The 25900-nt window shown below is 64.3% G+C and carries 28 protein-coding genes, 1 tRNA gene and 1 pseudogene; 22 read left to right on the top strand and 8 right to left on the bottom strand.

The window, feature by feature from the left end:
• Positions 1-63: 63 nt before the first annotated feature.
• From ykgO to ABW18_RS08750, 3 genes are all read left to right on the top strand, one after another.
• Positions 64-186, top strand: a complete 123-nt coding sequence (gene ykgO, locus ABW18_RS08760) for a type B 50S ribosomal protein L36 (RefSeq protein WP_039856405.1) — start codon at positions 64-66, stop codon at positions 184-186.
• A gap of 266 nt (positions 187-452) precedes the next feature.
• A complete protein-coding gene (locus tag ABW18_RS23130; RefSeq protein ID WP_235434325.1) occupies positions 453-731 on the top strand; it encodes a hypothetical protein in 279 nt (92 codons plus the stop codon).
• 422 nt (positions 732-1153) lie between these two features.
• Positions 1154-2923: an oleate hydratase gene (locus tag ABW18_RS08750; RefSeq protein WP_049698650.1), complete on the top strand. Its 1770-nt coding sequence runs from the start codon at positions 1154-1156 to the stop codon at positions 2921-2923.
• A gap of 123 nt (positions 2924-3046) precedes the next feature.
• Here ABW18_RS08750 and ABW18_RS08745 read toward each other — a convergent pair whose 3' ends face one another.
• The 3 genes from ABW18_RS08745 to ABW18_RS08735 form a co-directional block, all read right to left on the bottom strand.
• Positions 3047-3880, bottom strand: coding sequence for a CPBP family glutamic-type intramembrane protease (locus ABW18_RS08745; protein ID WP_049698538.1), 834 nt, complete (start codon positions 3878-3880; stop codon positions 3047-3049).
• A 98-nt stretch (positions 3881-3978) separates the two neighbouring features.
• A tRNA-Ala gene (locus tag ABW18_RS08740) sits at positions 3979-4051 on the bottom strand.
• A gap of 310 nt (positions 4052-4361) precedes the next feature.
• A complete protein-coding gene (locus ABW18_RS08735; protein WP_049698537.1) occupies positions 4362-4700 on the bottom strand; it encodes a histone-like nucleoid-structuring protein Lsr2 in 339 nt (112 codons plus the stop codon).
• Positions 4701-5781: 1081 nt separating this feature from the next.
• On the opposite strand from ABW18_RS08735, the gene trhO reads away from it, so the two are divergent.
• The 6 genes and pseudogenes from trhO (at position 5782) to ABW18_RS08700 (ending at position 11374) form a co-directional block, all read left to right on the top strand.
• Positions 5782-6648, top strand: coding sequence for an oxygen-dependent tRNA uridine(34) hydroxylase TrhO (trhO, locus tag ABW18_RS08725; RefSeq protein ID WP_049698535.1), 867 nt, complete (start codon positions 5782-5784; stop codon positions 6646-6648).
• Positions 6645-7745 (top strand): CobW family GTP-binding protein, encoded by a 1101-nt coding sequence (locus ABW18_RS08720; RefSeq protein ID WP_049698534.1) that lies wholly within the window; start codon positions 6645-6647, stop codon positions 7743-7745. The genes trhO and ABW18_RS08720 overlap by 4 nt, the downstream gene beginning before the upstream one ends.
• Before the next feature lie 201 nt (positions 7746-7946).
• Positions 7947-9008, top strand: coding sequence for an N-acetylmuramoyl-L-alanine amidase (locus tag ABW18_RS08715; protein WP_049698649.1), 1062 nt, complete (start codon positions 7947-7949; stop codon positions 9006-9008).
• Positions 9009-9082: 74 nt separating this feature from the next.
• Entirely contained in the window at positions 9083-10027 is a 945-nt protein-coding gene (locus tag ABW18_RS08710) for an SDR family oxidoreductase (protein ID WP_049698533.1), read from the top strand.
• A pseudogene (locus tag ABW18_RS08705) lies at positions 10020-10796 on the top strand (fructosamine kinase family protein). The gene ABW18_RS08710 and the pseudogene ABW18_RS08705 overlap by 8 nt, the downstream one beginning before the upstream one ends.
• Positions 10793-11374, top strand: coding sequence for a nucleosidase (locus ABW18_RS08700; protein WP_049698532.1), 582 nt, complete (start codon positions 10793-10795; stop codon positions 11372-11374). Before ABW18_RS08705 ends, ABW18_RS08700 begins: the two are co-directional and overlap by 4 nt.
• Before the next feature lie 3 nt (positions 11375-11377).
• On the opposite strand, the gene ABW18_RS08695 is transcribed toward ABW18_RS08700, so the two are convergent.
• The 4 genes from ABW18_RS08695 to ABW18_RS08680 all read right to left on the bottom strand — a co-directional run bounded on the left by ABW18_RS08695 (position 11378) and on the right by ABW18_RS08680 (position 16029).
• The gene (locus tag ABW18_RS08695; protein WP_235434324.1) at positions 11378-12454 is read right to left on the bottom strand and encodes a DUF6542 domain-containing protein; all 1077 of its coding nucleotides are present in this window, start codon (positions 12452-12454) and stop codon (positions 11378-11380) included.
• Between the two features lie 34 nt (positions 12455-12488).
• Entirely contained in the window at positions 12489-13703 is a 1215-nt protein-coding gene (locus tag ABW18_RS08690; RefSeq protein ID WP_049698648.1) for a DNA recombination protein RmuC, read from the bottom strand.
• 77 nt (positions 13704-13780) lie between these two features.
• Positions 13781-14404, bottom strand: coding sequence for a methylated-DNA--[protein]-cysteine S-methyltransferase (locus tag ABW18_RS08685; RefSeq protein WP_049698530.1), 624 nt, complete (start codon positions 14402-14404; stop codon positions 13781-13783).
• A gap of 59 nt (positions 14405-14463) precedes the next feature.
• Entirely contained in the window at positions 14464-16029 is a 1566-nt protein-coding gene (locus tag ABW18_RS08680; protein ID WP_414651978.1) for a DNA-3-methyladenine glycosylase 2 family protein, read from the bottom strand.
• A gap of 69 nt (positions 16030-16098) precedes the next feature.
• Here ABW18_RS08680 and ABW18_RS08675 point away from each other — a divergent pair, with 69 nt between their 5' ends.
• The 13 genes from ABW18_RS08675 to ABW18_RS08615 all read left to right on the top strand — a co-directional run bounded on the left by ABW18_RS08675 (position 16099) and on the right by ABW18_RS08615 (position 24629).
• Positions 16099-16485, top strand: a complete 387-nt coding sequence (locus tag ABW18_RS08675; RefSeq protein WP_235434323.1) for a hypothetical protein — start codon at positions 16099-16101, stop codon at positions 16483-16485.
• A 57-nt stretch (positions 16486-16542) separates the two neighbouring features.
• Complete coding sequence (locus tag ABW18_RS08670) at positions 16543-17823, top strand: AI-2E family transporter (protein WP_049698528.1); 1281 nt, start codon at positions 16543-16545, stop codon at positions 17821-17823.
• Positions 17824-17834: 11 nt separating this feature from the next.
• Positions 17835-18914, top strand: coding sequence for a redox-regulated ATPase YchF (gene ychF, locus ABW18_RS08665; RefSeq protein WP_049698527.1), 1080 nt, complete (start codon positions 17835-17837; stop codon positions 18912-18914).
• Positions 18915-19046: 132 nt separating this feature from the next.
• Positions 19047-19244, top strand: coding sequence for a type II toxin-antitoxin system VapB family antitoxin (locus ABW18_RS08660; protein WP_049698526.1), 198 nt, complete (start codon positions 19047-19049; stop codon positions 19242-19244).
• The gene (locus tag ABW18_RS08655) at positions 19241-19609 is read left to right on the top strand and encodes a type II toxin-antitoxin system VapC family toxin (RefSeq protein ID WP_049698525.1); all 369 of its coding nucleotides are present in this window, start codon (positions 19241-19243) and stop codon (positions 19607-19609) included. Before ABW18_RS08660 ends, ABW18_RS08655 begins: the two co-directional genes overlap by 4 nt.
• Before the next feature lie 224 nt (positions 19610-19833).
• Positions 19834-20187 carry a DUF1801 domain-containing protein gene (locus ABW18_RS08650; RefSeq protein ID WP_049698524.1) on the top strand — a complete coding sequence of 118 codons (354 nt, stop codon included), beginning with the start codon at positions 19834-19836 and terminating at the stop codon, positions 20185-20187.
• A 156-nt stretch (positions 20188-20343) separates the two neighbouring features.
• Entirely contained in the window at positions 20344-20790 is a 447-nt protein-coding gene (locus ABW18_RS08645; protein WP_049698523.1) for an acetyltransferase, read from the top strand.
• Positions 20787-21329, top strand: coding sequence for a putative immunity protein (locus tag ABW18_RS22685; RefSeq protein ID WP_200903231.1), 543 nt, complete (start codon positions 20787-20789; stop codon positions 21327-21329). The genes ABW18_RS08645 and ABW18_RS22685 overlap by 4 nt, the downstream gene beginning before the upstream one ends.
• Positions 21322-21789, top strand: coding sequence for a GNAT family N-acetyltransferase (locus ABW18_RS08635; protein ID WP_049698522.1), 468 nt, complete (start codon positions 21322-21324; stop codon positions 21787-21789). The genes ABW18_RS22685 and ABW18_RS08635 overlap by 8 nt, the downstream gene beginning before the upstream one ends.
• A 37-nt stretch (positions 21790-21826) precedes the next feature.
• Positions 21827-22264, top strand: coding sequence for a VOC family protein (locus ABW18_RS08630; protein ID WP_049698521.1), 438 nt, complete (start codon positions 21827-21829; stop codon positions 22262-22264).
• Positions 22265-22311: 47 nt separating this feature from the next.
• The gene (locus ABW18_RS08625; RefSeq protein WP_049698520.1) at positions 22312-22653 is read left to right on the top strand and encodes a DUF1801 domain-containing protein; all 342 of its coding nucleotides are present in this window, start codon (positions 22312-22314) and stop codon (positions 22651-22653) included.
• Positions 22654-22791: 138 nt separating this feature from the next.
• Complete coding sequence (locus ABW18_RS08620) at positions 22792-23751, top strand: glycoside hydrolase family protein (RefSeq protein ID WP_200903241.1); 960 nt, start codon at positions 22792-22794, stop codon at positions 23749-23751.
• Positions 23752-23867: 116 nt separating this feature from the next.
• On the top strand, positions 23868-24629 hold the full coding sequence (locus ABW18_RS08615) for a fructosamine kinase family protein (protein ID WP_049698519.1): 762 nt from the start codon (positions 23868-23870) through the stop codon (positions 24627-24629).
• A gap of 53 nt (positions 24630-24682) precedes the next feature.
• Here the strand turns inward: ABW18_RS08615 and ABW18_RS08610 are convergent, their stop codons facing one another.
• Positions 24683-25858 carry an NADH:flavin oxidoreductase/NADH oxidase gene (locus ABW18_RS08610; RefSeq protein WP_049698518.1) on the bottom strand — a complete coding sequence of 392 codons (1176 nt, stop codon included), beginning with the start codon at positions 25856-25858 and terminating at the stop codon, positions 24683-24685.
• Between the last annotated feature and the right edge of the window lie 42 nt (positions 25859-25900).

Below are 25900 nucleotides of genomic sequence, written 5' to 3'. Positions count from 1 at the left end.
TGGGCTTCGCCCGGCGACGGGACCGTTGATCTAATGAAAACGACTATCGTTTAGAATAGCAACATGAAGGTACGCAACTCGGTTCGCTCGCTGAAGAACAAGCCCGGCGCCCAGGTGGTGCGACGTCGCGGGCGCATCTTCGTCATCAACAAGAAGGACCCTCGGTACAAGGGCCGCCAGGGCTGACTACTGCGGCAAACTGCTGGTGGTTCACTGGTCGGATGAGAGAGTCCCGGGTCGTAGGTGACCTTCCGCCAGAGCTCGATCTCTCCCCATTCTCGGGCTGGGTTCGATTCCCCGAATTGCCAAGAGCCGATGTGCCGCGTGGGCCGGGCGTTTACGTAGTGGTGCGACCTACTGACGCCCCGCCGCAGTTCCTCGATGTATCACCGGCCGGCCGTTTCAAAGGCATCGATGGCACCGAGCCTGTCGCGGATCTCCGAGACCGTTGGGTGTCCGAAAGCCGTGTGATGTACATCGGCAAGGCGAACGTCGGCAGGAGCGGCCGACGCGGGCTGCGTCGACGGCTGGATGAATACCGTCGCTACGGGGCGGGTGCACCCGTCGCGCACTCAGGTGGCCGACGCATCTGGCAGCTCGCCGATCATGGCGATCTTCTCGTCGCGTGGCGTGAGACCCCGGACGCCGATGCCGCCGCTATCGAGACCGCGATGATTGCTGCGTTCCGTCGCCACCATGGGCGTCTGCCCTTCGCCAACGCGCGGCTGTGATGCGCGCAGGCCGCGTTAGGGGGCCACTCGACGGTCGTCCCGCCCGTCGTATCGGCGACGCTCTGCGACGAGGTCGGTTCGCATAGGAGTCAGCACCTGCCGGGATCACTTCAGCGACTGACGAAGTGGGACCGAAAAATGGCAGAGAAGAACGCCTCTCGCCCCTATCGCTCTTCAGATCACAAAGCTGCCATGGTGAGACGTGGGAATCGAGACGGGATGGCGCAGGTTCGTGCCTTTCCGACCGCGGTACTCGGTTTGGGACTAGCCTGAAAAATGGTCCTGGAAATTGTCGGGATTTCGCAAGAGTGACGACAATGAATGGCATCGATCACAGCTTCTTCGGGAACGTGGGATCGACCGCTCTGCCGCTGAACATGTTGCCGTCACGACCACTGACCAACAGAGAGAAGGCATTCAGAATGCACTACAGTGCCGGCAACTATGAGGCTTTCGCACGACCGCGCAAGCCTGACGGAGTTGAGGACAAGACCGCGTGGTTCGTTGGCGCCGGCCTCGCCTCCCTGTCGGGTGCGGCCTTCCTGATCCGTGATGCGCAAATGTCCGGCGACAAGATCACCATCTTCGAAGAGCTCGATCTGCCTGGTGGCGCGCTGGACGGCATCAAGGAACCCAAGAAGGGGTTCGTCATTCGCGGCGGACGTGAGATGGAGACCCACTTCGAGTGTCTGTGGGATCTGTTTCGCTCGATTCCGTCGATCGAGCAGGACGATGCCAGTGTCCTCGACGAGTACTTCTGGCTGAACAACGACGATCCGAACTTCTCGCTGCGGCGTGTCACCATGGAGCAGGGTGTGGACGCGGGCACGGACTTCAAGTTCAAGCTTACCGACAAGGCCCAAAAGGACATTGTTCGCATCTTCCTCGCCACCCGAGAGGAGATGGAGAACAAGCGCATTGAGGACGTCGTCAGTGAGGAGTTCTTGAACAGCAACTTCTGGCTGTACTGGCGCACAATGTTCGCATTCGAGAATTGGCACAGTGCACTGGAGTTCAAGCTCTATTTACACAGGTTCATTCACCACATCAAGGGATTGCCGGACCTCTCGACGCTCAAGTTCACCAAATACAATCAGTACGAGTCGCTGGTGCTCCCACTCTACAAATGGCTCCTCGATCACGGCGTCACGTTCAGGTTCTCCACCACCGTGACAGACGTCGACTTCACGATCGATGGCACGCGCAAGCAAGCCACCAAGATTCACTACACCACCAAGGGCGACGAAGGCAGCATCGATCTCGGGGAGAACGACCTGGTCTTCATGACCATCGGATCTCTCACCGAGAACTCCGACGAGGGCGACCACCAGACTCCGGCCAAACTGGACCGCGGACCGGCGCCGGCCTGGGATCTGTGGCGGCGCATCGCCGCGAAAGATCCGGCGTTCGGCCACCCGGACGTCTTCGCCGGTGATATCGACAAGACCAAGTGGGAATCGTGCACGGTCACCACGTTGGACAAACGTATCCCCGAGTACATCCACAAGATCTGTGAACGCGACCCATTCAGCGGCAAAGTGGTCACCGGCGGCATCGTCACTGCCCGGGACTCGAGCTGGCTGATGAGTTGGACTGTCAACCGCCAACCGCACTTCAAGCAGCAGCCGTCCGACCAGATCGTCGTGTGGGTGTACGCGCTGTTCTCCGACACCCCGGGCGACTACGTCAAGAAGTCGATTTCCGAGTGCACGGGCGAGGAGATCACGCGCGAGTGGCTCTACCACATGGGTGTGCCGACCAATCAGATCGATGAGTTGGCCGCAACGGCAGCGAAGGCGGTGCCGTGCATGATGCCGTACGTCACGGCGTTCTTCATGCCACGCCAGCACGGTGACCGCCCGTCCGTGGTGCCCGAGGGAGCAGTGAACTTCGCGTTCATCGGTCAGTTCTCCGAGAGTCAGAGCCGAGACTGCATCTTCACCACGGAGTACTCGGTTCGCACGCCGATGGAGGCCGTCTACACGTTGCTCGACATCGAGCGTGGCGTGCCGGAAGTCTATGGATCGACCTACGACGTCCGGGAGTTGCTCAACGCGACTTCACGGCTGCGGGACGGCGAAGAGGTCAAGCTACCTGGCCCGCACCTGCTCCGAGAGAAGTTGTACGGCAAGTTCCAGGAGAACGAAGTCGGCAAGCTGATCTCGGAATACAAGTTGATCGAAAAGCCCTGATCTGCCTGTTGCCCAGCTAGCGAAGAGCTGTGCGGAAACCCTCTCCGACGCGACGTCCCGAGCCGCGTCGGAGAGGGTTTTCCGTGGAGCTGAACGGGGCTAGAGTCATTGGCCCACTGCAACTTACGCAGTGCAGCGCCGGTGAGCGTCGCGTCGTCGTCGCCACAGGTACACCGCGCAGAGGAAGCCCTGCACCATGACGATGGCGCTGATCGTGGAGGCGATGATCCCGGCCGATTGATCGGCCGCGGTGAGCAGGTCGAATCCGGCGTGCCAGATCAGCACCGGAATGATGCTCCAGTTCGCGCCCGCTGCCATCCACGCCAGCAGATACGACCCGCAGAAAAGAGCAAGCGTCCAGCCGACGATGCCCGCCCCCATCTCCATGTAGGTCGGATTGAAGTAGAACGCCGGAAGGTGCCAGGCTATCCAGACCACTGCCACCACGGCCGCCGCCCAGAAGATCGACATCCTGCGTGAGAGTGTTGGGAGCAGCCAACCTCGCCAGCCGGCTTCCTCTCCGACGCCGAAGGTGAGAATCCACACCGCCATCACGATGGGCCAGGCGAGTCCCGGCAACTTCTCGGTGGCGCCGAACTGGTCGAGATCCGGCCACTCCCCGGTAACGATCGCACTCACCACATAAGCGATCACTCCGTAGGCCACCGGCATCCCGATGGCGACGAGCCACCAGATCGGCCGGAAGTTCACCGCGAACGTTCGCCGTGCCCACTGCCGCACCCCTTGCGTGCCGCCTTCCCACATCGCCGCGGCGACGGCACCACATGCGGGTCCGGCGGATCCGAGGAAGAACGTCCACGGCATGGAGCCGAGACCGTCGGTCCGAGCCGTGATCAGAATCGGTAGCCAGATGAGCCACGTGACGGCGAACGACACGATCACAAACACGACGACGGCGCCACGCCTGCTCTCGGCGGGAGTCTCGCCATGTGACATAGGGCGATTCAATACCGCGAAGCCCCAGACTGCACACCGAACACGACGCCCAAGCAGCAAAAAACCCTCTCCGATCAGGTTGGAGAGGGTTTTCTCTGTGGAGCTAAGGGGACTCGAACCCCTGACCCCCACACTGCCAGTGTGGTGCGCTACCAGCTGCGCCATAGCCCCGTATTCGTGAATGCGCGCCCGGTGAAATCCGTCCCAAGCGCAAAGGCGAAACTACACCATGCGCGTAGGCGGAACCAAATTCGGTCGTCGCCCGTGGAACGCGACATGCGCAGCGGTGAGGCCGTGGCGCTCCAAGACATCCCGCTCATGCCACGCGCTCGCTGTCCGACGAGCTGGTCATCTGGCTCACCGCCGTCGACGCAAGTAGGGCGTCGACGCAGCCGATGCCGCGTAGACGCCCTACTCGTTAGTGGCGATACAAGTGTCGATTCAATGCGGCGCGCCAGTCGATATGACGCGCCGCTCGACGTCAGTGTGCTGCTTCGAATGCCTCGAGCACATTCAGCGGGATTCGACCGCGGTCGCTGACCTCGAAGCCGTTCTTGGTTGCCCATGCGCGAATTGCCTGCGTCTGCTCTTTGCTTCTTGCGCCGGCGCCGTTCTGCGCAACCCGCTTGGGGCTGCGCGAGCCGCTTGCGCGAGAAACTGATATGTATTTCGCCAGGCCATCCCGGAACTGCTGAGCATGCTTCGACGAGGTATCGAACTCGTAGCTCTTGCCGTCGAGGCTCCAGCGGACGGTTTCGTACTCGTCGAGTACTTTCCCGTCGACGTCATCGATGACCTGGACGATTTCCTTCTTTGCCATTTTCCCCTCCGGGTTGTGCTGTGGACCTACGGGCGCAGCGGATCGATCTTACTGCGACATACTGCTGTTCTTGTGGGCGAGCGGGCTGTACGTTCGGCTCGACTCTGAAGTCATGACTCGTCGAACCCCGAACGTATATACATTCTTTATACACCTTTTGTTTGAATACTTGGAATCAGTAATCGAGCCGACGCCGTGAGTATGAGTGGCCGCAAGGCTTCACGCGTCGAAATGCGGTTTGCGTCACTACTGAGCATTGCTGATCAAGCAATGCCTACTTCAATTCGTCGGAGACGCGGGGGTGTCGTTGTCGGGCTGCTCGGGCTCGGTTGTCGTAGCTATCGGAGATTCGATCCCCGCGGAGTTCGAAAGCGATCCGGGAGCCTTGTCTGCGGCGTTGAGTGGAGCGAAACCCTTTGAGCTGAGCGAGAATCCGGATTGCGAGTCCGACTGCAGGCAGAAGATTCCAGGGGTATCGATCAGACACGAGAATCTGCCGACCGAAATGGTCGTTCCGTAGTCGACGATTGCGCTGCGATACAAAACAGGGTGCTCATTCTCGCAGCCGCCCTGTTGGGCGCGCTCGGCCGTCAGGACGACGAGATCCTCAGCCCATACACAGGAACGGGGTGTGCGGGCCGGGCGTGGCGCCGATGACTGGCCGTCATTTGACCGGCATGTCAGAGCACGACGAGAAGCGTCGACGTTGATCTCCGTGGAGCAACTGACAGCTCTATCCGGGCTGGTGAAGTGAAACCCCGACGTCTCGATGACCGGACCACGTGGGGTCGTCGAACCTTGGTGATAACGCGAATTGTCGGCGCGTGGTGCGGTCGCTATCGCCCGGCCGATTGTCCCGGTTGGCAGAAACGTCGCAGTACGGCTTTGGGTGGCGATCGTGGTCGATGAGCTCGGGTAATCCGATTCTGTCGACAGGTTGTCAGTTGGCGGTAACACGATCGACGAGGGAGTGGTGCTGGTGTTCAGTCCGCACGAGGTGATCGCAACGGCGAGTAGCGCTGCAGCGGCGAATGCGGGAACCGCTAGAAAACGCGCGCGGCGCCGACCGTACCCTTGCACTGTGTCGACCCCCAAGATCGTGTTGTTCTATGTCTTCACGCCACTCCCGGATCCCGAAGCGATACGCCTGTGGCAGTTAGCCGTGTGCGAATCGCTTGATCTTCGCGGAAGAATCATCGTGTCCCCGCACGGTATCAATGCCACTGTCGGTGGCGAGCTGGACAGCGTCAAACGCTACGTCAGAAAATTGCGTGAATATCCTGCATTCCGGGATGTTGATATCAAATGGTCAGAAGGTGTCGGCGACGACTTCCCGAAGCTGGTCGTTCGGGTTCGGCCAGAAATCGTCACATTCGGTGCGCCCGATGAACTCGATGTCGACGAGAATGGCGTCATCGGGGGCGGCGAACGACTCGACCCCGATGGCGTCCACCGGCTGGTTGCCGAGCGCGGCGACGACGTCGTTTTCTTCGACGGACGAAATCAGATCGAGGCGCAGATCGGACGTTTCGCCGGTGCGGTCGTACCGGACGTGGAGACGACGCGTGACTTCGTTCCGCTCCTCGACAGTGGCGCACTCGATCATCTCAAGGATCGTCCTGTCGTCACCTACTGCACGGGCGGTGTGCGCTGCGAAGTGCTCTCGATGCTGATGCGTAAGCGCGGCTTCTCGGAGGTTTATCAACTCGACGGCGGCATTGTCCGCTATGGCGAGCAGTACGGCGACAACGGACTCTGGGAGGGCTCGCTGTACGTCTTCGACAAGCGTATGACCGTCGACTTCTCCGACGATGCCGCTGTAGTCGGCAGGTGCCGCGAGTGTGGCAGGCCGACGAGCAACGTCGACAACTATCCGGATCGGCTGGGACGCGAGCTGGCAGTGGTCTGCCCCGACTGCTTCGACGGACTCGCCGACTCCCCCGCATGACTGCCGAGGCGGTGCCCGTCGTCGTGCTCGCAGGCTTTCTCGGTGCGGGCAAGACGACCGTGCTCAATCATCTGCTCCGCGCGGGAGGAGCCGGCCAGACCACAGATGGGGGAGTCGCGGACCGGGCGCGGCTCGGTGTCCTCGTCAACGACTTCGGCGCCATCAACATCGACGCACTCCTGGTGGCGGGTCAGGCCGACGGAGCAGTCACGCTGTCCAACGGCTGCATGTGCTGCTCGGTCGACCGTGAGGGACTCGACGCCGCGCTGGTAGAACTCGCGCGACCGGAGGCCGGGCTCGACGCGATCGTGATCGAAGCGAGTGGCATCGCCGAACCCAAGGCGCTCGTGCGGCTCGTCGCAGGACTCGACGACCCGACTATGCGCTACGGCGGACTCGTGTACGTGGTGGACGCCGCCGGCTTTGTGGAGTTGCGTGAGCGGCACCCCGAAGTCGACTCACACATTGCTATCGCCGATCTCGTCGTCGTGAACAAACGTGATCTCGTCGACGCTGCGGCGCTCTCGGAGTTGGTGGCCGCGGTCCGTGAGGTGAATTCGTCCGCGCCCGTCGTCGCAGTGGCCGAAGGGCGAATCGATCCGGCGCTGCTGTTCGATCGACTTGCGCGCGAAGTCGAAGACGTCATGGAGCCACGTCAGCTCACGCTCGACGAGATACTGATCCCCGACGCCGAGCCCGCCAACGCCGAACTCCCTGAAGGGCACGAGGCGCACACGCACCTGCACGACACCTACCAGTCGGTCGAACTCGACACTGCCGACGCCGTCGATCCGCGACGCCTCGCAGCGCTGCTGCACGAGCCTCCTGCCGGGTGCTATCGCATCAAGGGTGTGGTCCGATTCGATCTGCCGGGGTATCCCGAGCGTTACGTCGTCCACGGCGTCGGCGGCTTTGTTCGCATTACGCGCGACGGCTGGTCGGGGGAGGAGCCCCGAACCAGGATCATCGCGATCGGATCAGGCATGGATCGTGGTGCCGCACGGGAGGCACTCGAGGGCATCCTGGCGACAGCCGAAACGGCCGACGACGAGTACGGCATCCTGCATATCACTCGTCACCTGCCCGACGCTCACTGATCGACTCTCCCTGAGGTAGGAGTGAGTCCCACCGATTGCAGGGACGTCACAGGTGCCTAACGAATCTCATCGCCCCAGGTCACCGATTTCCCCATTGCACACTCTGCTGGTTAGCTGTTAAAGATGTGACTGTTGTGACCAGTGTTGCGTGTGGAAGGAGTGAGGTTCGCCCGGCATGAGCCGAGCGTGCCCGAAACCGTGATGACCCAGAAACGACACCTGCGGACCCGTGTGTCTGCTGCTGCCGCTGCGCTCGCGTTTGCGGCTAGCGCAACCGTCACCGTTACGACAGGGGCCGGAACCGCGATGGCTGCGCCTGCTGCACCGTCGGCGACCGGCATCTCCCTTGCCGGCAAAACGGTGTTCCTCGATCCAGGACATCAGGGTGGGTCCGCGGGCCACAGTCTGTCGGCCCAGGTGCCCGACGGCCGCGGCGGCAAGAAGGACTGCCAGACCACCGGCGCCACCGGAGTCAACGGGGCTGCTGAGCACACAGTGAACTGGCAGATCTCGCAACTCGTCAAAGCCGGTCTGGAAAGCCAGGGTGCACGAGTGGTGTTGAGCAGGCCCGACGACACCGGGTGGGGCGGATGCGTCGACGAGCGCGCGGCTGCCGCGAGCCGATCGGGTGCCGCGGTCGCCGTCAGCCTGCACGCCGATTCGACGACGGCAGGCGCCGACGCTGCGAAAAAGGGCTTTCACATGATCGTTCCGACGCTTCCCCTTCCCGACGCGAAGGCGAACGCGGTGCAAGGCGGGCAGGGGCGCAAGGCGTCGAACATCATGCGCGACGCGTTCGTCAAGGCTGGTTTCCCGCCTGCGAACTACGCGGGTGTCGCCGACGGCATCCAGACCCGGTCCGATATCGCCGCCGTGAACCTGACGACGGTACCGGCCGTGTTCATCGAGATGGGTAACCTCTCGAACCCGACCGAAGCAGCATCTCTCGCCGGTCGTGACGGACAGTTGAAGTACGCGATGGCGATCACCAACGGAATCCTCAACTATGCGAGCCCGGGCGCCGCAGCGCCTTCGGCCGACACGCTCAACAAGCCGCCCGCGACCCCGCCGTCGGGTGCGCCGAGCTCCGATGGCGGACTTTCGCTGGTGATTCCGTTCGTTCAGCAGTTGTTGAAGTCGGGTGACCCGAAAGAGATCACCCAACTGCTGCTGTCCGAGGGACCCGACGTGTCAGCGCAGGTGCTCAACGCGATGCTCGACGTGATCTACGGGTTGTTCGACGGCAAACTGCCCATCGGATAAGCATCGATACACCGCCTGGCTGATCGGTCGGTCCGCACTCGCGTCCGCTGAAGCTGCGGCTACTGTTGGAAACCATGGGTATCCGTGATCTCGTCATGAAGACTCCGGTGCCGTCGTTGCGTGGTCGTAAGGTGCTGATCACCGGCGCGGCGAGCGGAATCGGCCGGGCGACGGCAGAAGCAGCGGCGGCTCAGGGCGCCGAACTGGTGCTGACCGATCTGCACGCCGAGCCACTCGACGAGGTAGTCGCGGAGATAACCGCTGCAGGCGGCGCGGTGCTCTTTCACCTCGCGGGCGATGTCTCCGACTACGAATGGGTGTCGGCGTTCGCGCGTCAGGTCGACGCCGAGGTCGGTGTGATGGACGTGGTGATGAACATCGCGGGTATCTCCGTGTGGGGCACCGTCGAGAATCTGCAGCACAAGCACTGGCGGTCGATGGTCGACGTCAACCTCATGGGGCCGATTCACATCATCGAATCCTTTGTGCCGCAGATGGTTCGACGCGGCCAGGGCGGGCACCTCGTGAACGTCTCGTCGGCGGCAGGGCTGCTCGCGCTTCCGTGGCACGCCGCGTACAGCGCGAGCAAATTCGGTATCCGCGGCGTCTCCGAGGTGTTGAGGTTTGATCTGCGCCGACACGGCATCGGTGTCTCGCTGGTGTGTCCGGGCGCCGTCGCGACGCCGTTGGTCGACACCGTGAGCATTGTCGGAGTCGACCGCGACGATCCGCGAGTTGCCAAGGCCATCGGCCACTTTCACCGCATCTCGGTCAGTCCGGAAACCGCCGCGGCCAAGATTCTCGCAGGTGTGCGGAAGAACAAGTTCATGGTCTACACCTCCTTCGACACGCGGTTCGGGTACTGGTGGGCGCGCAAGTTCGCGCTGCCGTACGAGATCGTCATGCGCATCGCCAACAATCAGTTCGACCACCTCGCGCGCGTTGCAGGCACGACACTCGAGACGCGGTCGGAACAGGACGCGCGCAGTCGGGGACGACAGCGGACCGCGGGTGAATAACTCCTTCGTCAAAACCGTTGCGACGGGCGACGATCCAGATTTCTTCGCAGCCGAAGCGGCGTCGTTGCGGTGGCTGGCGGCTGGGGGAGCGCGGGTTGTCGACGTGATCTCGGTTTCCGCGAACAACATCGAACTCGAACGACTGACGACCACACGCCCGACCGTCGCGGCAGCCGAGGACCTCGGTCACATGCTTGCCCGCACCCACGATGCGGGCGCGGCCCAATTCGGTTCTCCACCAGATGGTTACGACGGCAGGCAATTTATCGGGAAGCTGCCCCTGCCCACCGTCGAGCTTGACCGCTGGGGCGAGTTCTATGCCTCTGCGCGCGTGCTGCCGTTCCTCGAAGCAGGAATCGCCGCAGGCAATGTCACGCGGCGTGACGCAGAGTCGACTCGACAAGCCTGCGATCTCATCGCCTCCGGAACGTTCGACGACGGTGCTCCACCGTCACGTCTGCACGGTGACCTATGGGGTGGAAACGTGGTGTGGACGCCCGACGGTGCAGTCCTCATTGATCCCGCTGCGCACGGCGGACACCGAGAGACCGACCTCGCGATGCTCGCGCTGTTCGGCTGCCCGCACCTCGACAGCGTCGTCGAATCGTATGAGCGGGCACATCCACTGACCGACGGCTGGCGATAACGAATTCCGCTACACCAGATGCATCCCCTCGCGGTGCATTCGGTTCGACACGGACCCGGATACGGTGTGGCGCTTGGCGATGCGGCCCGGGCGACACTGGCCCTTGCAGGAGGTGACCGATGAATTCGACGCCGATTCACCCCGACTTCGATCCCTCGATCCTCGTCGTCTCGGCCACCCACGCCGAGGCGAAGTACGTGCCGCCCGGTGCGCGGCTGCTCGTCACGGGGATCGGCAAGATTCGCGCGACCGCCGCATTGACCCGTGCACTGGCCGACCCATCGGGACCGTCGACGAGGCTCGTCGTCAACATCGGTACAGCGGGAGCGCTGCACGATCATCACGCGGGCCTGTTCCTGCCGTCGGTGGTCGTCGAGCACGACATCAGCGCGACGGAACTGCGTGCCATGGGATACCCGATCGTCGATCGGTGGGAGGTTCCGGACGGCGACGGTTCGGTACTCGCCTCGGGCGACACTTTTGTTGCCGACCCGCTACGTCGCGCGAGCCTGGCACAGCACGCAGACCTCGTCGACATGGAGGGCTGTGCCGTCGCATACGTCGCGGCCGCATTCGACGTCCGGTGCCAATTGGTCAAAGTGGTCAGCGACGGCGCCGACGAGCAGGCAATGGATTGGCCGTCCTTGGTCGACGACGCGGCGCGGCTACTCGGCGATTGGCTTGCCGACGGAGGGGCGTGAGGCTCAGCGCTGGTTGCGGGCGCGAGTGGTCTGATAGACAGCAGAACCCGACGATCGCGTCGCGGGCTCATACCGATCGAGATCGGCGGCGGCCGTAGCGCGGACGGGCTGACCGTCGAGTTGCTCGCCCGCAGCAGTGCGCTGTACCTGCCCGGCAGTCGCGCGCGAGCGAGGGTCCTGTGGCGGTGCGGGCCGCGGCGTACGAGTGCGCGCGGCGTCGTCGGTGGCCGGACGCTCGCGGCCGTCGCGGGCCTGGCGTTCACGCCCTGCGCCGCGCTCAGTCTGGTTTCGCTCACCCCGGCTGCGCTCGCCCGGTTCTGCGGAGGCCCGGCGGCGGGGACGGGGGTCGTCGCTCGACGGTGCCTGCGCGGGTGCTTTGCGTGGGCGTGGTGTCGCGTCGGACTCCGGTCGAGTGGCCTTCGCCCGACGCTGAGTGCTGTCCGATTGTTGTCCGTCGTCTGACTTCGGTGCGCCCCGCTGCGTCGAACGCGTTGCCTTGGGGTTCCCACCCTTCGAGTTCGCGGCCTTGGATTTCCCGGCTTGCGCGGTGCGCGGCGTCGAATCCTTCGACGTCGAATTCTTGAACGTGTGCTCGGTGCCTGCCGGGCGTGCTCGACGCTTAGGTGCCGGCGAATCGGTGAGCGACTGGCCGCGCGTGATGTACCAACGGCCGACGCCCAGTGCCAGCGTCACGAGGAAGGTGAACAGGATCCACGGGAAGTCGTTGGCGATCGGCAGGAGGACCTTGAAGATCAGGCTCTTGAGACCCGACGCCTCGTCGGCGTTGAGGCCGTACAGAGTGACCACGCCCACTCCGAACGCGATCAGCGGCGGTTGCGCGACGGCAGTGAAGAGCGCCCGTCTGCGTACGGCGAGAACAGCGACGACGCAGCCGACGAGGTAGAAGAAATTGAAGACCGAACCCAGTGCGTCGCTCTGATTGGCGTCGATGATCGCGCCAACAGCGGTGAAGGCCGCGGCGACCAGAACGGCGCCCCACCAGGGGATACCCCTGACGTTGGGCAGTACCGACTGTTGGTCGACGGGCACCGCGGAGCGGCTTCGCTGCGGGAAAGGCACTCCTAGACGGTACCGGGTGATCCCCGGATTTCCCTTAACCAGTGCTCGATGTTGCGCGCGCGTCTGGTTCGTCGGGAATTGGGTCCGGGTTGTCGGACTGCGATACGGGCATTCCGGGAGTGGGGCGCACCCCGACGTCGACAGGGCTGGGCCGTTCCGGTTCGGAGGAGATTCCGAGAGATTCGAGCGACGCCAATTTGCGAGCCGTCACCCCGACGCGGCTGTCGACGGCGCCGAGCGTCGAGTTGAACGACTCAACCGCCCGACGCAGTGAGGTGCCTGTTCGGTCAAGGTGGCTCAGAACCGATCCGAGTCGATGATGGAGTTCGACGCCGAGCTCTCTGATCGTCGCGGCGTCGGCGGCGAGGGCGTCGTGGCGCCACCCGAGAGCGACTGTGCGCAGTAGCGCGATGAGGCTGGTCGGGGTCGTCACCACGACGTTGCGCGTGAAGCCGTACTCGATGAGCCCTGGGTCGGCGCGCACCGCGGCGTCGAGGATTGGGTCGCCGGGTACGAACAACACGACCATCTCGGGGGTGTTCGCGAACGCGGTCCAGTACGACTTCGAGGCCAACTGTGTGATGTGGGCCCTGACCGCCCGCGCGTGGTCGGCCAGGAGTGCCGCCTGTTTGTCCGGATCGCTGCAGTCCGCGACGGATAGGTACGCATGCAGCGGAACCTTCGCGTCGACGACGATGTCGCGGTTGCCCGCCAGGTGGATCACCATGTCCGGACGGACCTGGCCCGCCATGTCTGACTCGGCCGACACCTGCGTGCTGAAGTCACAGTGCTCGCTCATACCTGCCAGCTCTACGACCCGTTCGAGCTGTAGTTCGCCCCAGCGGCCCCTGACGTGCGGCGTGTGCAGGGCGTTGGCCAGCGCGCGGGTCTCGTTCGAGAGCTGCTGTGAGGCGATGTGCATGCCGCGCACCTGCTCGGCGAGCCCCGAATACGCACCGATCCGGTTGTGCTCGACCCTGCGCAGTTCCTCCGACAACTGGCCCAACACCCCGCGCAGCGGCTCGACGATATGGGTGACCTGTGTGCCGATCGCCGTCGACTGTCTGCGTGCGGCGTCTTCGCTTGCCGCCGACAGCGATCGCGCTGCGAGCTCCTGAGAGCTGCGCAGCGCGTCGGCCTCGGTGCGTGCCGCCGATACCGCCGCGGCCGAGCGTGACGCATTGGCCAGCCAACCCAGCACGGCACCGAGCAACAGACCCACGAAGAGAGCGACAGCGACGGACAACATGACAGTGATGGTGCCGTCCGGTACCGACAATTCTCCGTCGTCGCAGTTCAGGGGCTCGCAGTTCAGGGCCGGGGTGGTCAGAACGTCGGGGTCCCGCCGTCCTCATAGGTGAGCAGCCATTGCTTGAGCGGCTTGCCGTAGCGGAAACCCGCGACCGTGCCGTCCTGACGAAGTACACGGTGGCACGGAACGAACAGTGTGGCCCCGTTTCTCGCGCACGCGGTGGCGGTGGCGCGAATCGCCGTCGGGTGTCCAGCAGCCTCGGCGAGTTGGGCGAACGTCATGGGACTGCCCGGCGCTACTGCGCGCAGCGACTCCCAAACCTTCTCCACGTAGGGGCCCGAACGTTGCCGGACCGCCACCGCGTCGATTGCGTCGAGTTGGCCCGCGTAGTAGGCCTCGACCGCGTCGCTCACGGCGGTGAGTTCCTGCGACCACCGAGACGACGCCGGTCGCAACGCGCGGTGGACTGACGGCAACAGTGATGCGGCGTCGTCGGTCCAACCCGACGCCAACACCGCGCCCGCGTCGTCGACGACAAACGTGAAGGGACCCGTCGGCGTCGCGACGGTCGCGTGGGCCGCTGATGACTCGGCCCCTGAAAACTCCGCCGCTGATGATTCGGCTGCTGGGGCGTGAACTGTTGACGGCTCTGTGGCTGTCGTGTCGGGGTCGGTGGGTACGGCGTCGAGTGTCGTCATGGTTGCCTCCTGGCGTGTGTCGGTGCAGTTAGGTGCGCGGACACGCCGACATCGGCAGGTCAGGCGACCGTGCCGAGCTGCTGCCCGAGCCGATGGCGCCACAGGTGCATTGATGCGTAGGAGCGCCACGGTGCCCATTCCTGAGTGGCGGTGAGGTCGATGCCGAGATCGTTCGCGGCATGCCGCACCACGAGGTCGTGGTGGAGCAGGGTGTCGGGGTCGCCGGTGACGACCATCGTCACGTATTCGGCGGTCCACGCCCCGACCCCGCGCAGAGTCAGGAGACGAGCACGCAACTCAGACGCAGCGACCCCCTGGTGAAGTTCCACCGAATTTTCTGCGATCTTCGACGCTGCGGCGACGATGGCGTCGACGCGCGCACGCGGGCCGCGCAACACCGACCGACCATTCTCGGCAATGGCCGTCGCAGTCGGGAACGCGCGTCCGGGACCGTCGGTCCACCCGGTGGTCTCACCGAGCGCCGAAACCAGCGCCCCGACGTGATGGCGTGCCGCGCGGACACTGATCTGCTGGCCCATCATCGTGCGGATCAGAGCCTCTGCCGGGTCTGGCGACCCGGGCAACCGGATGCCGGGGCCTGCGTCGATGAGGGGTGCGAGGCGCGGATCGCGTCGTAACACGTCTTCTGCTGCAGCGGCGTCGGCATCGAGGTCGAGGAGCCGACGCAAGCGCGATACCGCGGCGCCGAGGTCTCGGGTGTCGAGGTGTGAGAGGTCGGCTCGCAGGTAATTACCGTGCCGCTCGGGCCCCGATCCTGGTGAGATCCGAACCAGGGCATGCCCGTGCGGGAGGGTGAGGACACGCGTGAACGTCCAGTCTCCCGCGGGATCACCGGTGAACTCTTCCATCGAGTCGACGGCGTGCGCGCCCAAGAGCGTTGCGGGCCAGGAGGCGTCGAAGGGTTCGCGGTAGGGCAGCCGTAACGAGATCACACCGCCCTCGGCATGAGCATCGGGATCGGTGGCGCCGTTACCGCGGAGCGCACGCAATCGCGTCGGCGTGAGGCCAAAGATCTCGCGGATCGTGTCGTTGAACTGCCGCACGCTCGAGAACCCTGCGGCGAATGCGACGTCGGCCATCGGCATCGTCGTGCGCTGGATGAGTATGCGTGCATTGGTTGCACGGTGTGCGCGGGCCAGCGCGAGGGGGCCTGCGCCGAGTTCGTCGTTCAGCGCCCGGGTGAGATGGCGAGGGGAGTAGCCGAGTGCCGCGGCAAGGCCGTCGACGCCGTCTCGTTCCACCACGCCGTCGGTGATGAGTCGCATCGCTCGCGCACCGAGATCGGCGTTGGCATTCCATCTCGGTGAGCCGGGCACGGCGTCGGGTGCGCAGCGTCGGCACGCGCGGAAGCCGCGCGTCTGGGCTGCTGCGGCGGTCGGGACGAAGGAGACGTTGGCGGGTAGTGGTGTCCGGGCGGGACACGACGGGCGGCAGTAGATGCCGGTCGTGTGCACGGTGACGAAGAACTGGCCGTCGAATCGTCGATCTCGAGCCGACAACGCTCGGTAGAAGGTGTCGAAGTCGAGGTCAGGGGCCGTCGGCGAGGTGCTCACTCGTCCACTCTGACACGGCGTGATGGTCGGTTTCTGGCGGAAATCGGCCATCGCTGCGACACCACCGGAATACCGACAAAAACGTGACGTAGATTACATTTCGGTGGCACCATGATCCGCATGAGCACACACTTCGGCGGTTTTCGACATCGAGGTCGCAACCGTGAACTCCCGCTCGCGGAGTATCCCGAGTGGGGTTTGGACATACTGCGCGGACTGTACGGATCCGAGACGGTCGACAGCATTCTCGCCGAGCAACAGCTGTCCGAGCCGAGTGCAAGCGTCGACGACCTCGCCCACCTCGACGGCACGTCGTCGACTCGCATGGCCCGCGCGGACGGCGGCGCCGCTTCCGCTGACGACGCTTCTGCGAAGGCAAGCCCTCGACGTGGAACCGCGGACGACGACGTTCCGGTTCCGCCGGAAATCTTGACCCCCATGCTCGCCGAGATCGAGGCGATCAACGCGCTGCTGCGCTGGCTCAAGCGGACTTTCGCGCGCCGCTGAACCGCGTGAAGGAGGCGGCCTTTCGCGTGAGGCGATGGCTCATGTGAGGATCATCGCGTGACCGCTTCGTCCGAGAACGTACCTGCCACACCTGAATCCACACCCGCTGAGCCCACGCCCGCCGCGACCGCGACCGACTCCGGAGCGACTGGCGAACGCACGCACCCGACCCGGATGTCGGTGATCCGGGAGGGCCTACGCGAGTCGGCGATCGTCGCACTGCAGGCCGTGCTCGTCGTGGCCGCCGTGTGGGTGTTGCTGTGGGTGGTCGGCAAGCTGTGGGTGATCCTTCTGCCAGTTCTCTTGGCGATCATCGTCTGCACTGTCCTGTGGCCGCCCGTCGCATGGATGCGTCGAAAAGGTGTCCCACCAGCCGCGGCCGCTCTGGTGATGATGCTGGTCGCGATCGGCATTGTCGCTGCCGTGATCGGCCTGATCGTTCCCTCGGTGGTTGCGCAGGCGCCCGAGCTGGCCAACCGCGCCACCGACGGTGTGCAGCGGCTCCAGCAATGGGCGCAGGGTCCGCCGCTCAACGTTCGAGACGAGCAGATCGACAACGCCGTTCACGCGATCGTCAGCAAATTGCAGTCGAGTTCGGCCACCATCGCCTCGGGCGTGTTCAGTGGGGTCGGGACGGCGACCTCGGTGCTCGTCACACTATTCACCCTGATCGTCCTGGTGTTCTTCTTCCTGAAGGACGGACCCAAGTTCACCCCGTGGATAGACCGCACCATCGGGAACCCGTCGGCAACACACATCAGCGAGGTGCTGCGTCGTATGTGGAGCACCCTCGGTGGCTTCATCCGCACGCAGGCCATCGTGAGCCTGGTCGACGCGACGTTCATCGGCATCGGTCTCTTCATCCTGCAGGTGCCGCTTGCCGGGGTGCTCGTGGTGATCACGTTCATGGGTGGCTTCATCCCCATCGTCGGCGCGTTCGTGGCGGGCGCCCTTGCCGTGTTGATCGCGCTCGTGTCGAACGGACTGACCACCGCGCTCATCGTTCTCGCGATCATCATCGCCGTGCAGCAACTCGAGGGGAACGTGCTGCAGCCGTGGTTGCAGGCCAAGTCGATGAACCTGCACGCCGTCATCGTGCTGCTCGCGGTCACCCTCGGCGGCTCGATCTTCGGCATCACCGGTGCATTCCTCGCGGTGCCTGCCGCTGCGACATTCACCGTCGTCTTGCGGTACCTCAACGAACGAATAGCCGAGCGGGCCGGGGAGGCGCTGCCGCCACAGGGCGCCCCGGTGACCGAGAATGTCGGGGTGCCCGACGACAAGGAGCCACCCGACGCCGGTGGTGGCGACGCAAACGACGCCGACGCGTCACCGTAGACTGGACACCCGTGAGTCTCACCCTCGGCATCGTCGGACTTCCCAACGTCGGCAAGTCCACCCTTTTCAATGCGCTGACCCGTAACGACGTCCTCGCGGCGAACTACCCGTTCGCCACGATCGAGCCCAACGTCGGCGTGGTGGAGTTGCCCGACAAGCGACTCGACCGCCTCGCCGAGATCTTCGGTAGCGAGCGCATCCTGCCCGCAACCGTGTCGTTCGTCGACATCGCGGGCATCGTCAAGGGCGCCTCCGAGGGCGAGGGCATGGGCAACCAGTTCCTGGCCAACATCCGCGAGGCCGACGCCATCTGTCAGGTCGTCCGTGTCTTCGCCGACGACGACGTCGTGCACGTCGACGGCCGTGTCGACCCGTTCGCCGACATCGAGGTGATCGAGACCGAGCTGATCCTCGCCGACATGCAGACACTCGAGAAGGCCATTCCGCGGCTCGAGAAGGAAGCGCGCAAGAACAAGGACCAAGCCGAGGTACTCGACGCCGCGAAGAAGGCCCAGGAGATCCTCGACTCTGGCAAAACCCTGTTCTCGCAACAGGATTCGTTCGATCTGTCGTCGGTGCGCGAACTGCACCTGATGACTGCCAAGCCGTTCCTCTATGTGTTCAACGCCGACGAGTCGATCCTGACCGACGACGCGCGCAAGGCTGAACTGAAGGCCGCCGTCGCACCTGCCGATGCGGTCTTCCTCGACGCCAAGGTCGAGAGCGAACTACTCGAGCTCGACGAGGCCGACGCCCAGGAACTGCTCGACTCCATCGGGCAGGACGAGCCGGGCCTGCGCTCGCTCGCGCGGGCCGGATTCCACACGCTCGGCTTGCAGACCTACCTGACCGCGGGGCCAAAAGAGTCACGCGCGTGGACAATTCACCAGGGCGACACCGCACCCAAGGCTGCGGGCGTCATCCACACGGACTTCGAAAAGGGCTTCATCAAGGCCGAAATCGTCTCGTTCGACGACCTCGACGCCGCCGGCTCGATGCAGGCCGCCAAGGCCGCGGGCAAGGTTCGCATGGAGGGCAAGGAATACGTCATGCACGACGGGGACGTCGTGGAGTTCCGGTTTAACGTCTGACGTATTCCGCTTCAACGTTCTACGGCTTGCGCGCCGTAAAACACGGTGACGGTGCGCGGTGTGGAGATGTGGCGAGAGCGCATTCGCGATGGCATCATTATTGACATATTTTGATGCGATTGGAGATGCGGCATGCGCACCACGGTGACCCTTGACGACGAACTCTTGGCCAAAGCAGCCGAGCTGACCGGGGTTCATGAAAGGGCGGCGCTCATCCGTGATGGGCTGGAGGCCTTGATCCGCATTGAAAGTGCGCGCCGCCTTGCTGCGCTCGGCGGCACCGATCCGGCAGCTGAAGCGGCTCCGCGTCGTCGGTCATCGGTCGGATGATCCTGGTTGATACCTCGGTCTGGATCGACCATCTACACGTCAAGGACGAGCGTCTGACGAGGCTGCTTGCCGACGACGAGATCGGCTGTCACCCACTGGTTGTGGAAGAACTCGCACTGGGATCGATCGCTAACCGGGACGTGGTCATCGATCTGCTGAGCAATCTCGTCCAGTTTCCGGTCCTGACTCATGCCGAACTGCTGCATCTCGTCGAGAGTCGAAAGCTCTGGGGTCGCGGGCTGAGCCCGGTCGATGCCGGGTTGCTGGGTTCGACGATTCTCGTTGACGCCGCGACGCTGTGGACGAGGGACAAGAGGTTGAGAGCGGCATGCGTCGAGGTCGGGGTGCATTGCGTTCTCGAGTGACGGTTATCGCCGTCGGCTCGGCCACGCCCTTACTCGCGCCCACCCGCGGCGGTGAGTTAGCCTGATTCGGGGCAGGGGATCCTGCCGACTGCACTTCCAGGCACAGATGCCTGAATCATTGCGGAGAGGCCCGACTCACTCGGGACATGTCCGGATGGGGTGTGGCGCACCAGTGCGCCGACTTCACAGCCGATGTGTGACATCGGCTGACGAGAGGACATGACATGGCATCGAAGGATGAGAAGAACCTCGCGGCGGTTGCCGACAAGATCGCGAAGATGAAGGAGCCCGAGCGCTCGCTGGTTCAGCGGGCGCACGAGGTCATCATGGCCGCCGAGCCAACGCTGAAGCCGAGAATTTGGTACGGCATGCCCGCGTACGCCAAGTCGGCGAGTTCACCTGCACTGGTGACGCTGCGTAACGACGAACGCATCAACCTCGCCCTCACCGAGAAGGTCACGCTCAACCCGGGTGGCGGCATCGACGGAACGCTGATGCCGGCGGCATGGTACTTCGACACCCTCGACGAATTCACGGAGAAGCGGATCGCGGACATCGTCCGATCCGCGCTTTCCTGACGCCGACGAACCGAGACCGGCTGGGCCGCGCTGTAATTTGAAACGCCGCGGCATTTCACGACGCCGCAGTATGCGGCGCGGTCCGGCCGCGTACTTTGTACGCATGCCCATAGCTGTGCATGACAGGCGATTTCGCGCGCTGCTCGGGGCCGCTTCGTGATTGTGCGGATCGCGGTCCCGGATGACTACCCGCGGCTCGTCGAAGTCTGGCGTAGCGCGGTCGATGCAACGCATCACTTTCTGCGGCCAGCGGACCGAGACGATATCGAGCAGCACCTTGTGGCCGACTACTTTCCGCACGTGCGGTTGGTCGTCGCAGAAGTCGACGGTCAGGTCGTCGGCTTCGCGGGTACAGCGGGGGACACCCTCGAGATGCTGTTCGTCGATGCTGCTCACCGGGGAAGCGGGGTCGGCAGCGTGCTTCTCGCGCACGCCGTCGACGATTGCGGCATCACTCGTGTGGACGTCAACGAGGACAACGTCGACGCGGTCGGGTTCTACCGTCGCCGTGGGTTCGTGGAGTTCGAGCGCAGCGCACTCGATGAACAGGGCAGGCCATACCCGATACTTCGGATGGTCCGAGACGCATCAGGAAACCCGTGACATCGATTCAAACACTCAGCGAAACCGACCGTCGACTGGTGGCCAGGTGGGCGGTCGCATGCGCCGAGCGGGTGCTCCCGCTTCTCGAGGCCGACGACCCTGCGCGCAGCGACATCGACGACGCCCTTGCGCGAACACGCGCCTACAGCGCAGGACACGGGACCAGCGCAGAGGAGATCAGCAAGCGGATGGTCGCGGTCAAGGCGGCGGGCGCAGCGAGCACGCCAGCGGGAGCCGCCGCGGCACGAGCAGTGGCGCAGGCATCGGCGGTGGCACACATGGGTGCCCATGCACTCGGGGCGGCCGCGTACGCGGTGAAGGCAGTCGATCTGTCACACCGCGACAACCCGTCAGCCGTCGACGACGAAATACGTTGGCAGTTGGCTGAACTGACAGATGACGAGCGGGCAGCCCTGCGTCAGCTCCCGGCGCTTGGCGTTGATTCGGCAGGTCCGCTGGGGCAGGGCTTGCTCGCGCGCGGCATTCTCGGTTCGACGATCCGCGAGCTCCAGACGGACATCGGAACTCGTCGTGGCTGACGTGTCGCGACTCGGTGTCGACGACGCCGGCGAGTTGCTGACCCTGCAGCGAGCGGCATACGTCACCGAGGCGCAACTGCACCACGATCTGACGCTTCCCGCGCTGACACAGTCCGTCGACGACCTCGTCGCTGAACTGGAGTTGCCCCACGTGACTGCATTGGGGATCAAGCTGGGCGCGAGGCTCGTTGCAGCGCTGAGACTTTCGGTGCATGGTGAGGTCGCCGAGGTCGGCCGACTGACGGTGGTCCCCGATCTGCAGGGACGAGGCCTCGGCAGCAGGTTGCTCGCCGCAGTCGACGACTGGGTGCCACCATCGGTCACGCGAGTCGAGTTGTTCACCGGCGAGCACAGCGTCGCGAACATCCGACTCTATGAGCGGAAAGGTTTCGTGGAGTTCAAGCGCGAGAACGTCGGGAGCTACGACCTCGTGTTCCTCGCAAGAACAATCGTCCATTAGTGAGGTGGTAGGCCGCGCCGCCGCTACCCTCGACCACATGCCCATCTCGCTCGAAAACGTCGGCATCGCGGTCGACAGCCTCGACGCCGCAGTTGCGTTCTTCACCGATCTCGGCCTCACCGTCCTCGGACGCGACGAGGTCAGCGGCGAATGGGCCGACACCGCAGTAGGACTCGACGGAAACCACGCGAAGATCGCGATGCTCGCCACACCCGACGGCGCCGGGCGCCTCGAACTCTTCGAGTACATCCACCCGGACGCGATCGAGACCTTGCCGACGCTGCCCAACGAGATCGGCATGCATCGGGTCGCGTTCTCCGTCGACGACATCGACGACGCCCTCGCCATCGCCGCGCGGCACGGATGCCATCCGCTGCGCGGCGTCGCCAACTATCAGAACGTCTACAAGCTCACCTACGTGCGCGGGCCGAGCGGGATCATCGTCATGTTCGCCCAAGACCTGACGAAGCAGTGACACCCGAGTACCTGAAACCCGTTTGCGCACCGACTACGGTGACCTGCATGGCAGACGACTGGCGCGAATCGCGGGCACACGAGATGCGCACCCTGATCATGCGCGCCGACCCCGACATCACCGAAGAGGTCAAATGGCGCAAACCCTCCAATCCGGATGGCGTTCCGACGTTTTCGCTCGACGGCCTGATCTGCACCCTTGAGACCTACAAGGACAAGATCAAGCTCACGTTCGCCAAGGGAGCGTCGCTGCCAGATCCGGCGAAGGTCTTCAACGCCAGCCTCACCGCAGGCACTCGCCGCGCCATCGACATCAAGGAAAACGACACTCTGGACGACGACGCATTCGTCGCCCTGGTGCAGTCAGCGGTTGCCCTCAACCGGGAATGACCGGCGCCTACCTCAATCTGCTGTCAACGACTTTCCGTATCCAACCAAGCGCAGTTTCCATAACGATTTCGTCGGAAGCCACTCGAGCGCGTGCACCCGCGCGGCGACCTGGTCAATACTGCACCGGTGAACTTCCGCATGCGATCGATGTTCTCCGCTCTGCCGGTGGTGCTGCTCGCCGTGATCGGCCTGCTGCTCTCCGGCCCCGGCACCAGCGCTGCAGCGGGTTGGCGCTACACGATGGTGGGGTTCAGCAACACCAGCGACTTGTACATGGACGTCTACCAGTCGTCGAATGGCACCGACTTCACTCCACTGGCGAAGCCCGCGTACCGCCCGCCGACCGGGCGCGTGCGTGACCCGAGCATCTTCCGCCACACCGACGGCTTCTACTACGTCACCTACACGACGGTCGACGGCGCTAACATCGGATTCGCGCGCAGTAGTGACCGCGTCCACTGGACATTCGTGCGGAACGTGCCGGTGCCGCTGTGCTGCGCGTTCCTTCCCGGCACCGGTGACGGCAAGGGCCTTGGTTCGTCGAGCGGTCCGGGATCGTCCGGTTCAGCGGGTTCGTCCGACGGCCCGTCGCTCTCGCCGTTCACCACCAAGGCGTGGGCGCCCGACTGGTTCGTCGAAGGTGGACGGGTCAACGTCGTCTTCTCGATGTCGACGGGCGGCGGATTCGTGCCCTACATCATGACCGCTCTCGACCCCTCGCTGCGGTGGTGGAGTCCGCCGATTCCACTCAATGGACTCGGTGCCGACCACATCGACACGACGATCGTCAAGGTCGGCTCGACGTATCACGCGTTCACCAAGAACGAGACCAAAAAGGTTGTGCAGCACGCGGTGTCGTCGTCGCTGTACGGTCCGTACCGGTTCGTCACTCCCGGCAACTGGGGGACCTTCGTGGAAGGTCCTGCCGTGACACAGTTGCCCAGCGGTGCATGGCGGATCTATCTGGACGCCTACAAGCAGGGCAAGTACTTCTACTCCGACAGTTCTGACGGAATGCAGACGTGGTCGCCGGTCAAGGAACTTCCGGGCGTCTCCGGTTCGGTTCGCCACTTCGGCATCCTGCGCGAGCCGGTGTAGATCAGCAGCCCGCGCCCGCACCTGGGCGAGCATCGGCGCGTGGCACACGGGCGGCGCGCATTAGCCTCCATGCCCGCTGGATCTCCGCACGCGCGATACCGGGGTATCAAGGAGTCATGGCCTCCTCGACATTCACCAAGCACACCTCCGGACGGCCCGCGCGTTGGGAGGTGGCCGGTCTGCGGTGGCTTGCCGACGCCGTACCGGCCGGTGGCGCGAGCATCGTCGACGTCATGTCGGCCGACGAGTCGACGCTGACCGAGCGCCGCGTCGAATCGAGTTCGCCAAGCCCCGATGCCGCAACCGATTTCGGTCGACGACTGGCCACCACCCACAGCCTCGACGGTCCCGCCCGCTGGGGGCAGGGCCCTCCCGGCTGGGACGGCCCCGGATATCAGGGGCCCAACGAGCACCTGCTCGAACTCTCGTTGGTGGCTCACGACACCTGGGGCGAGATGTACGCCGACGGACGACTGATGCCGCTATTGCCCGACAGTGGTTTGCGCGGTGGCGACGCGAGCATCGTCGAGAAGCTCTGTGAACGTTTGCGGGACGGCGACTTTGACACAGACGACGCGGCCGCGCGCCTCCACGGCGATCTGTGGTCTGGCAACGTAATGTGGTCGCCGGACGGGTGTGTCCTCATCGACCCATCAGCGCACGTCGGCCATCGGGAAACCGATCTCGCGGCACTCGCGTTGTTCGGTGCTCCGTATCTCGATGGAATCCTCGAGGGCTATCAGCAGACGTATCCGCTCGCAGACGGCTGGCGCGAACGCGTGCCGCTGCACTACCTGTCGATGGTCCTCATGCACGCCGTGGTGTTCGGCGGCGGTTATCGCGGGCAGGTGGTCGAGATCGCGCGTCGCTACGCGTGACTTGCGGCGGTCGCCGACGACGTCGTCGACGCTGTCGGCGACCACCGAGCGGGTCAGGCGGAACGCAGCCGCGCGGAAGGCTCCGCTGCGGGCGGTAGACCGATGCTCGCGTCGTACCCGCGGAAGTTCTCGAGCCACCACCGCCAGTCGTCAGGCACCAGTTCGAAGGGCGTCGGGTGGCCGAGTTCGCGTGCGGCCCACACCGGCCAGTGCGGATTGGACAGCGCCGGGCGACCCAGGAATACCAGGTCGACCAGTTCGTCGCGGATGACCTGATCTGCGGTCTCGGGAATGCCGAGATTCCAGCTCGTACCGACGGGGATCTGCAGCTGAGTCCGCACCCGGTTGGTCTTCTCGACCATGAATGCTTCGCGGCCCATCGGCGGATCGATCATCTCGTCGGTGTTGAAGCCGAGAGAGATGTCGGCGAGATCGAGTCCGTGCTCCTTCATCCATCCGATCGCGACCAGCGAATCGTCGAACTGGGTTCCCGCCGGATTGAGATCGTCTGCGCCGAGCCGCATGGTGAGCGGATACTCATCGGGCCATACCTCGCGCACCGCATCGAGCGCCTCGAGGTGGAATCGCGCCCGGTTCTCCAGCGAACCGCCGTACTGATCGGTGCGGTGATTGGCAATCGGCGAGAAGAACTCGGCGCCCAGATAGCCATGGGCGAAGTGCATTTCGAGCCACTGGTAGCCCGCGTCGAGTGCTCGGCGCGCAGCGTCGGCGTATTTGCGATGCAGCGCCTTGATCTCGTCGACGGTCAGCTCGTGGACGGGCCAGGAGTGGTCGCCGCCGTACGGGATGGCCGACGGCGCAATGCACTGCCAACCGTTGGGGTGATCGGCAGGTAGCTGCGAGTTGCCCGGGAATCCGGGGTAGCTCTTGTGTGGTGCCACTTCGCTGCCCTTGCGGCCGGTGTGGCCGAGTTGGATGGCCGGCACGGCTCCGAATCGTTTAATGATGTCGGTCACCCGACGGTGGCCGTCGATCTGATCGTCGGACCAGATTCCCGCGCACTCCGTGGTGGTTCGACCGTCGGGGGTGATGGCGATTTGCTCCGGAAAGATCAGCCCGAAGCCACCTGACGCGCGAGCGCCGAGGTAGCTCACGTGATAATCGTCCATCTCCCCGTCGTGCGACGAGTACATGGTCATGGGCGACATCACGATGCGATTGCGCAGGGTGACGCCCTTGAGGGTGAAGGGAGAGAAGAGGTCTGGCATGAGGTGTCTCCGAATAGGTGGTCCCGAATGGGTTCGAAAACA

Origin of the sequence: Gordonia jacobaea, assembly GCF_001186365.1 — a bacterium.
GTDB classification, from domain to species: Bacteria; Actinomycetota; Actinomycetes; order Mycobacteriales; family Mycobacteriaceae; genus Gordonia; species Gordonia jacobaea.
The sequence above is the reverse complement of the archived record's forward strand: the minus strand, read 5'-3'. Positions and strand labels throughout refer to the sequence as shown.

Coding starts and splice junctions, on each gene's coding strand:
- ykgO (WP_039856405.1), top strand. CDS start 64: ATGAAGGTACGCAACTCGGTTCGCTCGCTGAAGAACAAGCCCGGCGCC.
- ABW18_RS08750 (WP_049698650.1), top strand. CDS start 1,154: ATGCACTACAGTGCCGGCAACTATGAGGCTTTCGCACGACCGCGCAAG.
- ABW18_RS08745 (WP_049698538.1), bottom strand. CDS start 3,880: ATGTCACATGGCGAGACTCCCGCCGAGAGCAGGCGTGGCGCCGTCGTC.
- ABW18_RS08735 (WP_049698537.1), bottom strand. CDS start 4,700: ATGGCAAAGAAGGAAATCGTCCAGGTCATCGATGACGTCGACGGGAAA.
- ABW18_RS08720 (WP_049698534.1), top strand. CDS start 6,645: ATGACTGCCGAGGCGGTGCCCGTCGTCGTGCTCGCAGGCTTTCTCGGT.
- ABW18_RS08715 (WP_049698649.1), top strand. CDS start 7,947: ATGACCCAGAAACGACACCTGCGGACCCGTGTGTCTGCTGCTGCCGCT.
- ABW18_RS08710 (WP_049698533.1), top strand. CDS start 9,083: ATGGGTATCCGTGATCTCGTCATGAAGACTCCGGTGCCGTCGTTGCGT.
- ABW18_RS08700 (WP_049698532.1), top strand. CDS start 10,793: ATGAATTCGACGCCGATTCACCCCGACTTCGATCCCTCGATCCTCGTC.
- ABW18_RS08690 (WP_049698648.1), bottom strand. CDS start 13,703: ATGTTGTCCGTCGCTGTCGCTCTCTTCGTGGGTCTGTTGCTCGGTGCC.
- ABW18_RS08685 (WP_049698530.1), bottom strand. CDS start 14,404: ATGACGACACTCGACGCCGTACCCACCGACCCCGACACGACAGCCACA.
- ABW18_RS08680 (WP_414651978.1), bottom strand. CDS start 16,029: ATGGCCGATTTCCGCCAGAAACCGACCATCACGCCGTGTCAGAGTGGA.
- ABW18_RS08675 (WP_235434323.1), top strand. CDS start 16,099: ATGAGCACACACTTCGGCGGTTTTCGACATCGAGGTCGCAACCGTGAA.
- ABW18_RS08660 (WP_049698526.1), top strand. CDS start 19,047: ATGCGCACCACGGTGACCCTTGACGACGAACTCTTGGCCAAAGCAGCC.
- ABW18_RS08655 (WP_049698525.1), top strand. CDS start 19,241: ATGATCCTGGTTGATACCTCGGTCTGGATCGACCATCTACACGTCAAG.
- ABW18_RS08650 (WP_049698524.1), top strand. CDS start 19,834: ATGGCATCGAAGGATGAGAAGAACCTCGCGGCGGTTGCCGACAAGATC.
- ABW18_RS08630 (WP_049698521.1), top strand. CDS start 21,827: ATGCCCATCTCGCTCGAAAACGTCGGCATCGCGGTCGACAGCCTCGAC.
- ABW18_RS08625 (WP_049698520.1), top strand. CDS start 22,312: ATGGCAGACGACTGGCGCGAATCGCGGGCACACGAGATGCGCACCCTG.
- ABW18_RS08620 (WP_200903241.1), top strand. CDS start 22,792: ATGCGATCGATGTTCTCCGCTCTGCCGGTGGTGCTGCTCGCCGTGATC.
- ABW18_RS08615 (WP_049698519.1), top strand. CDS start 23,868: ATGGCCTCCTCGACATTCACCAAGCACACCTCCGGACGGCCCGCGCGT.
- ABW18_RS08610 (WP_049698518.1), bottom strand. CDS start 25,858: ATGCCAGACCTCTTCTCTCCCTTCACCCTCAAGGGCGTCACCCTGCGC.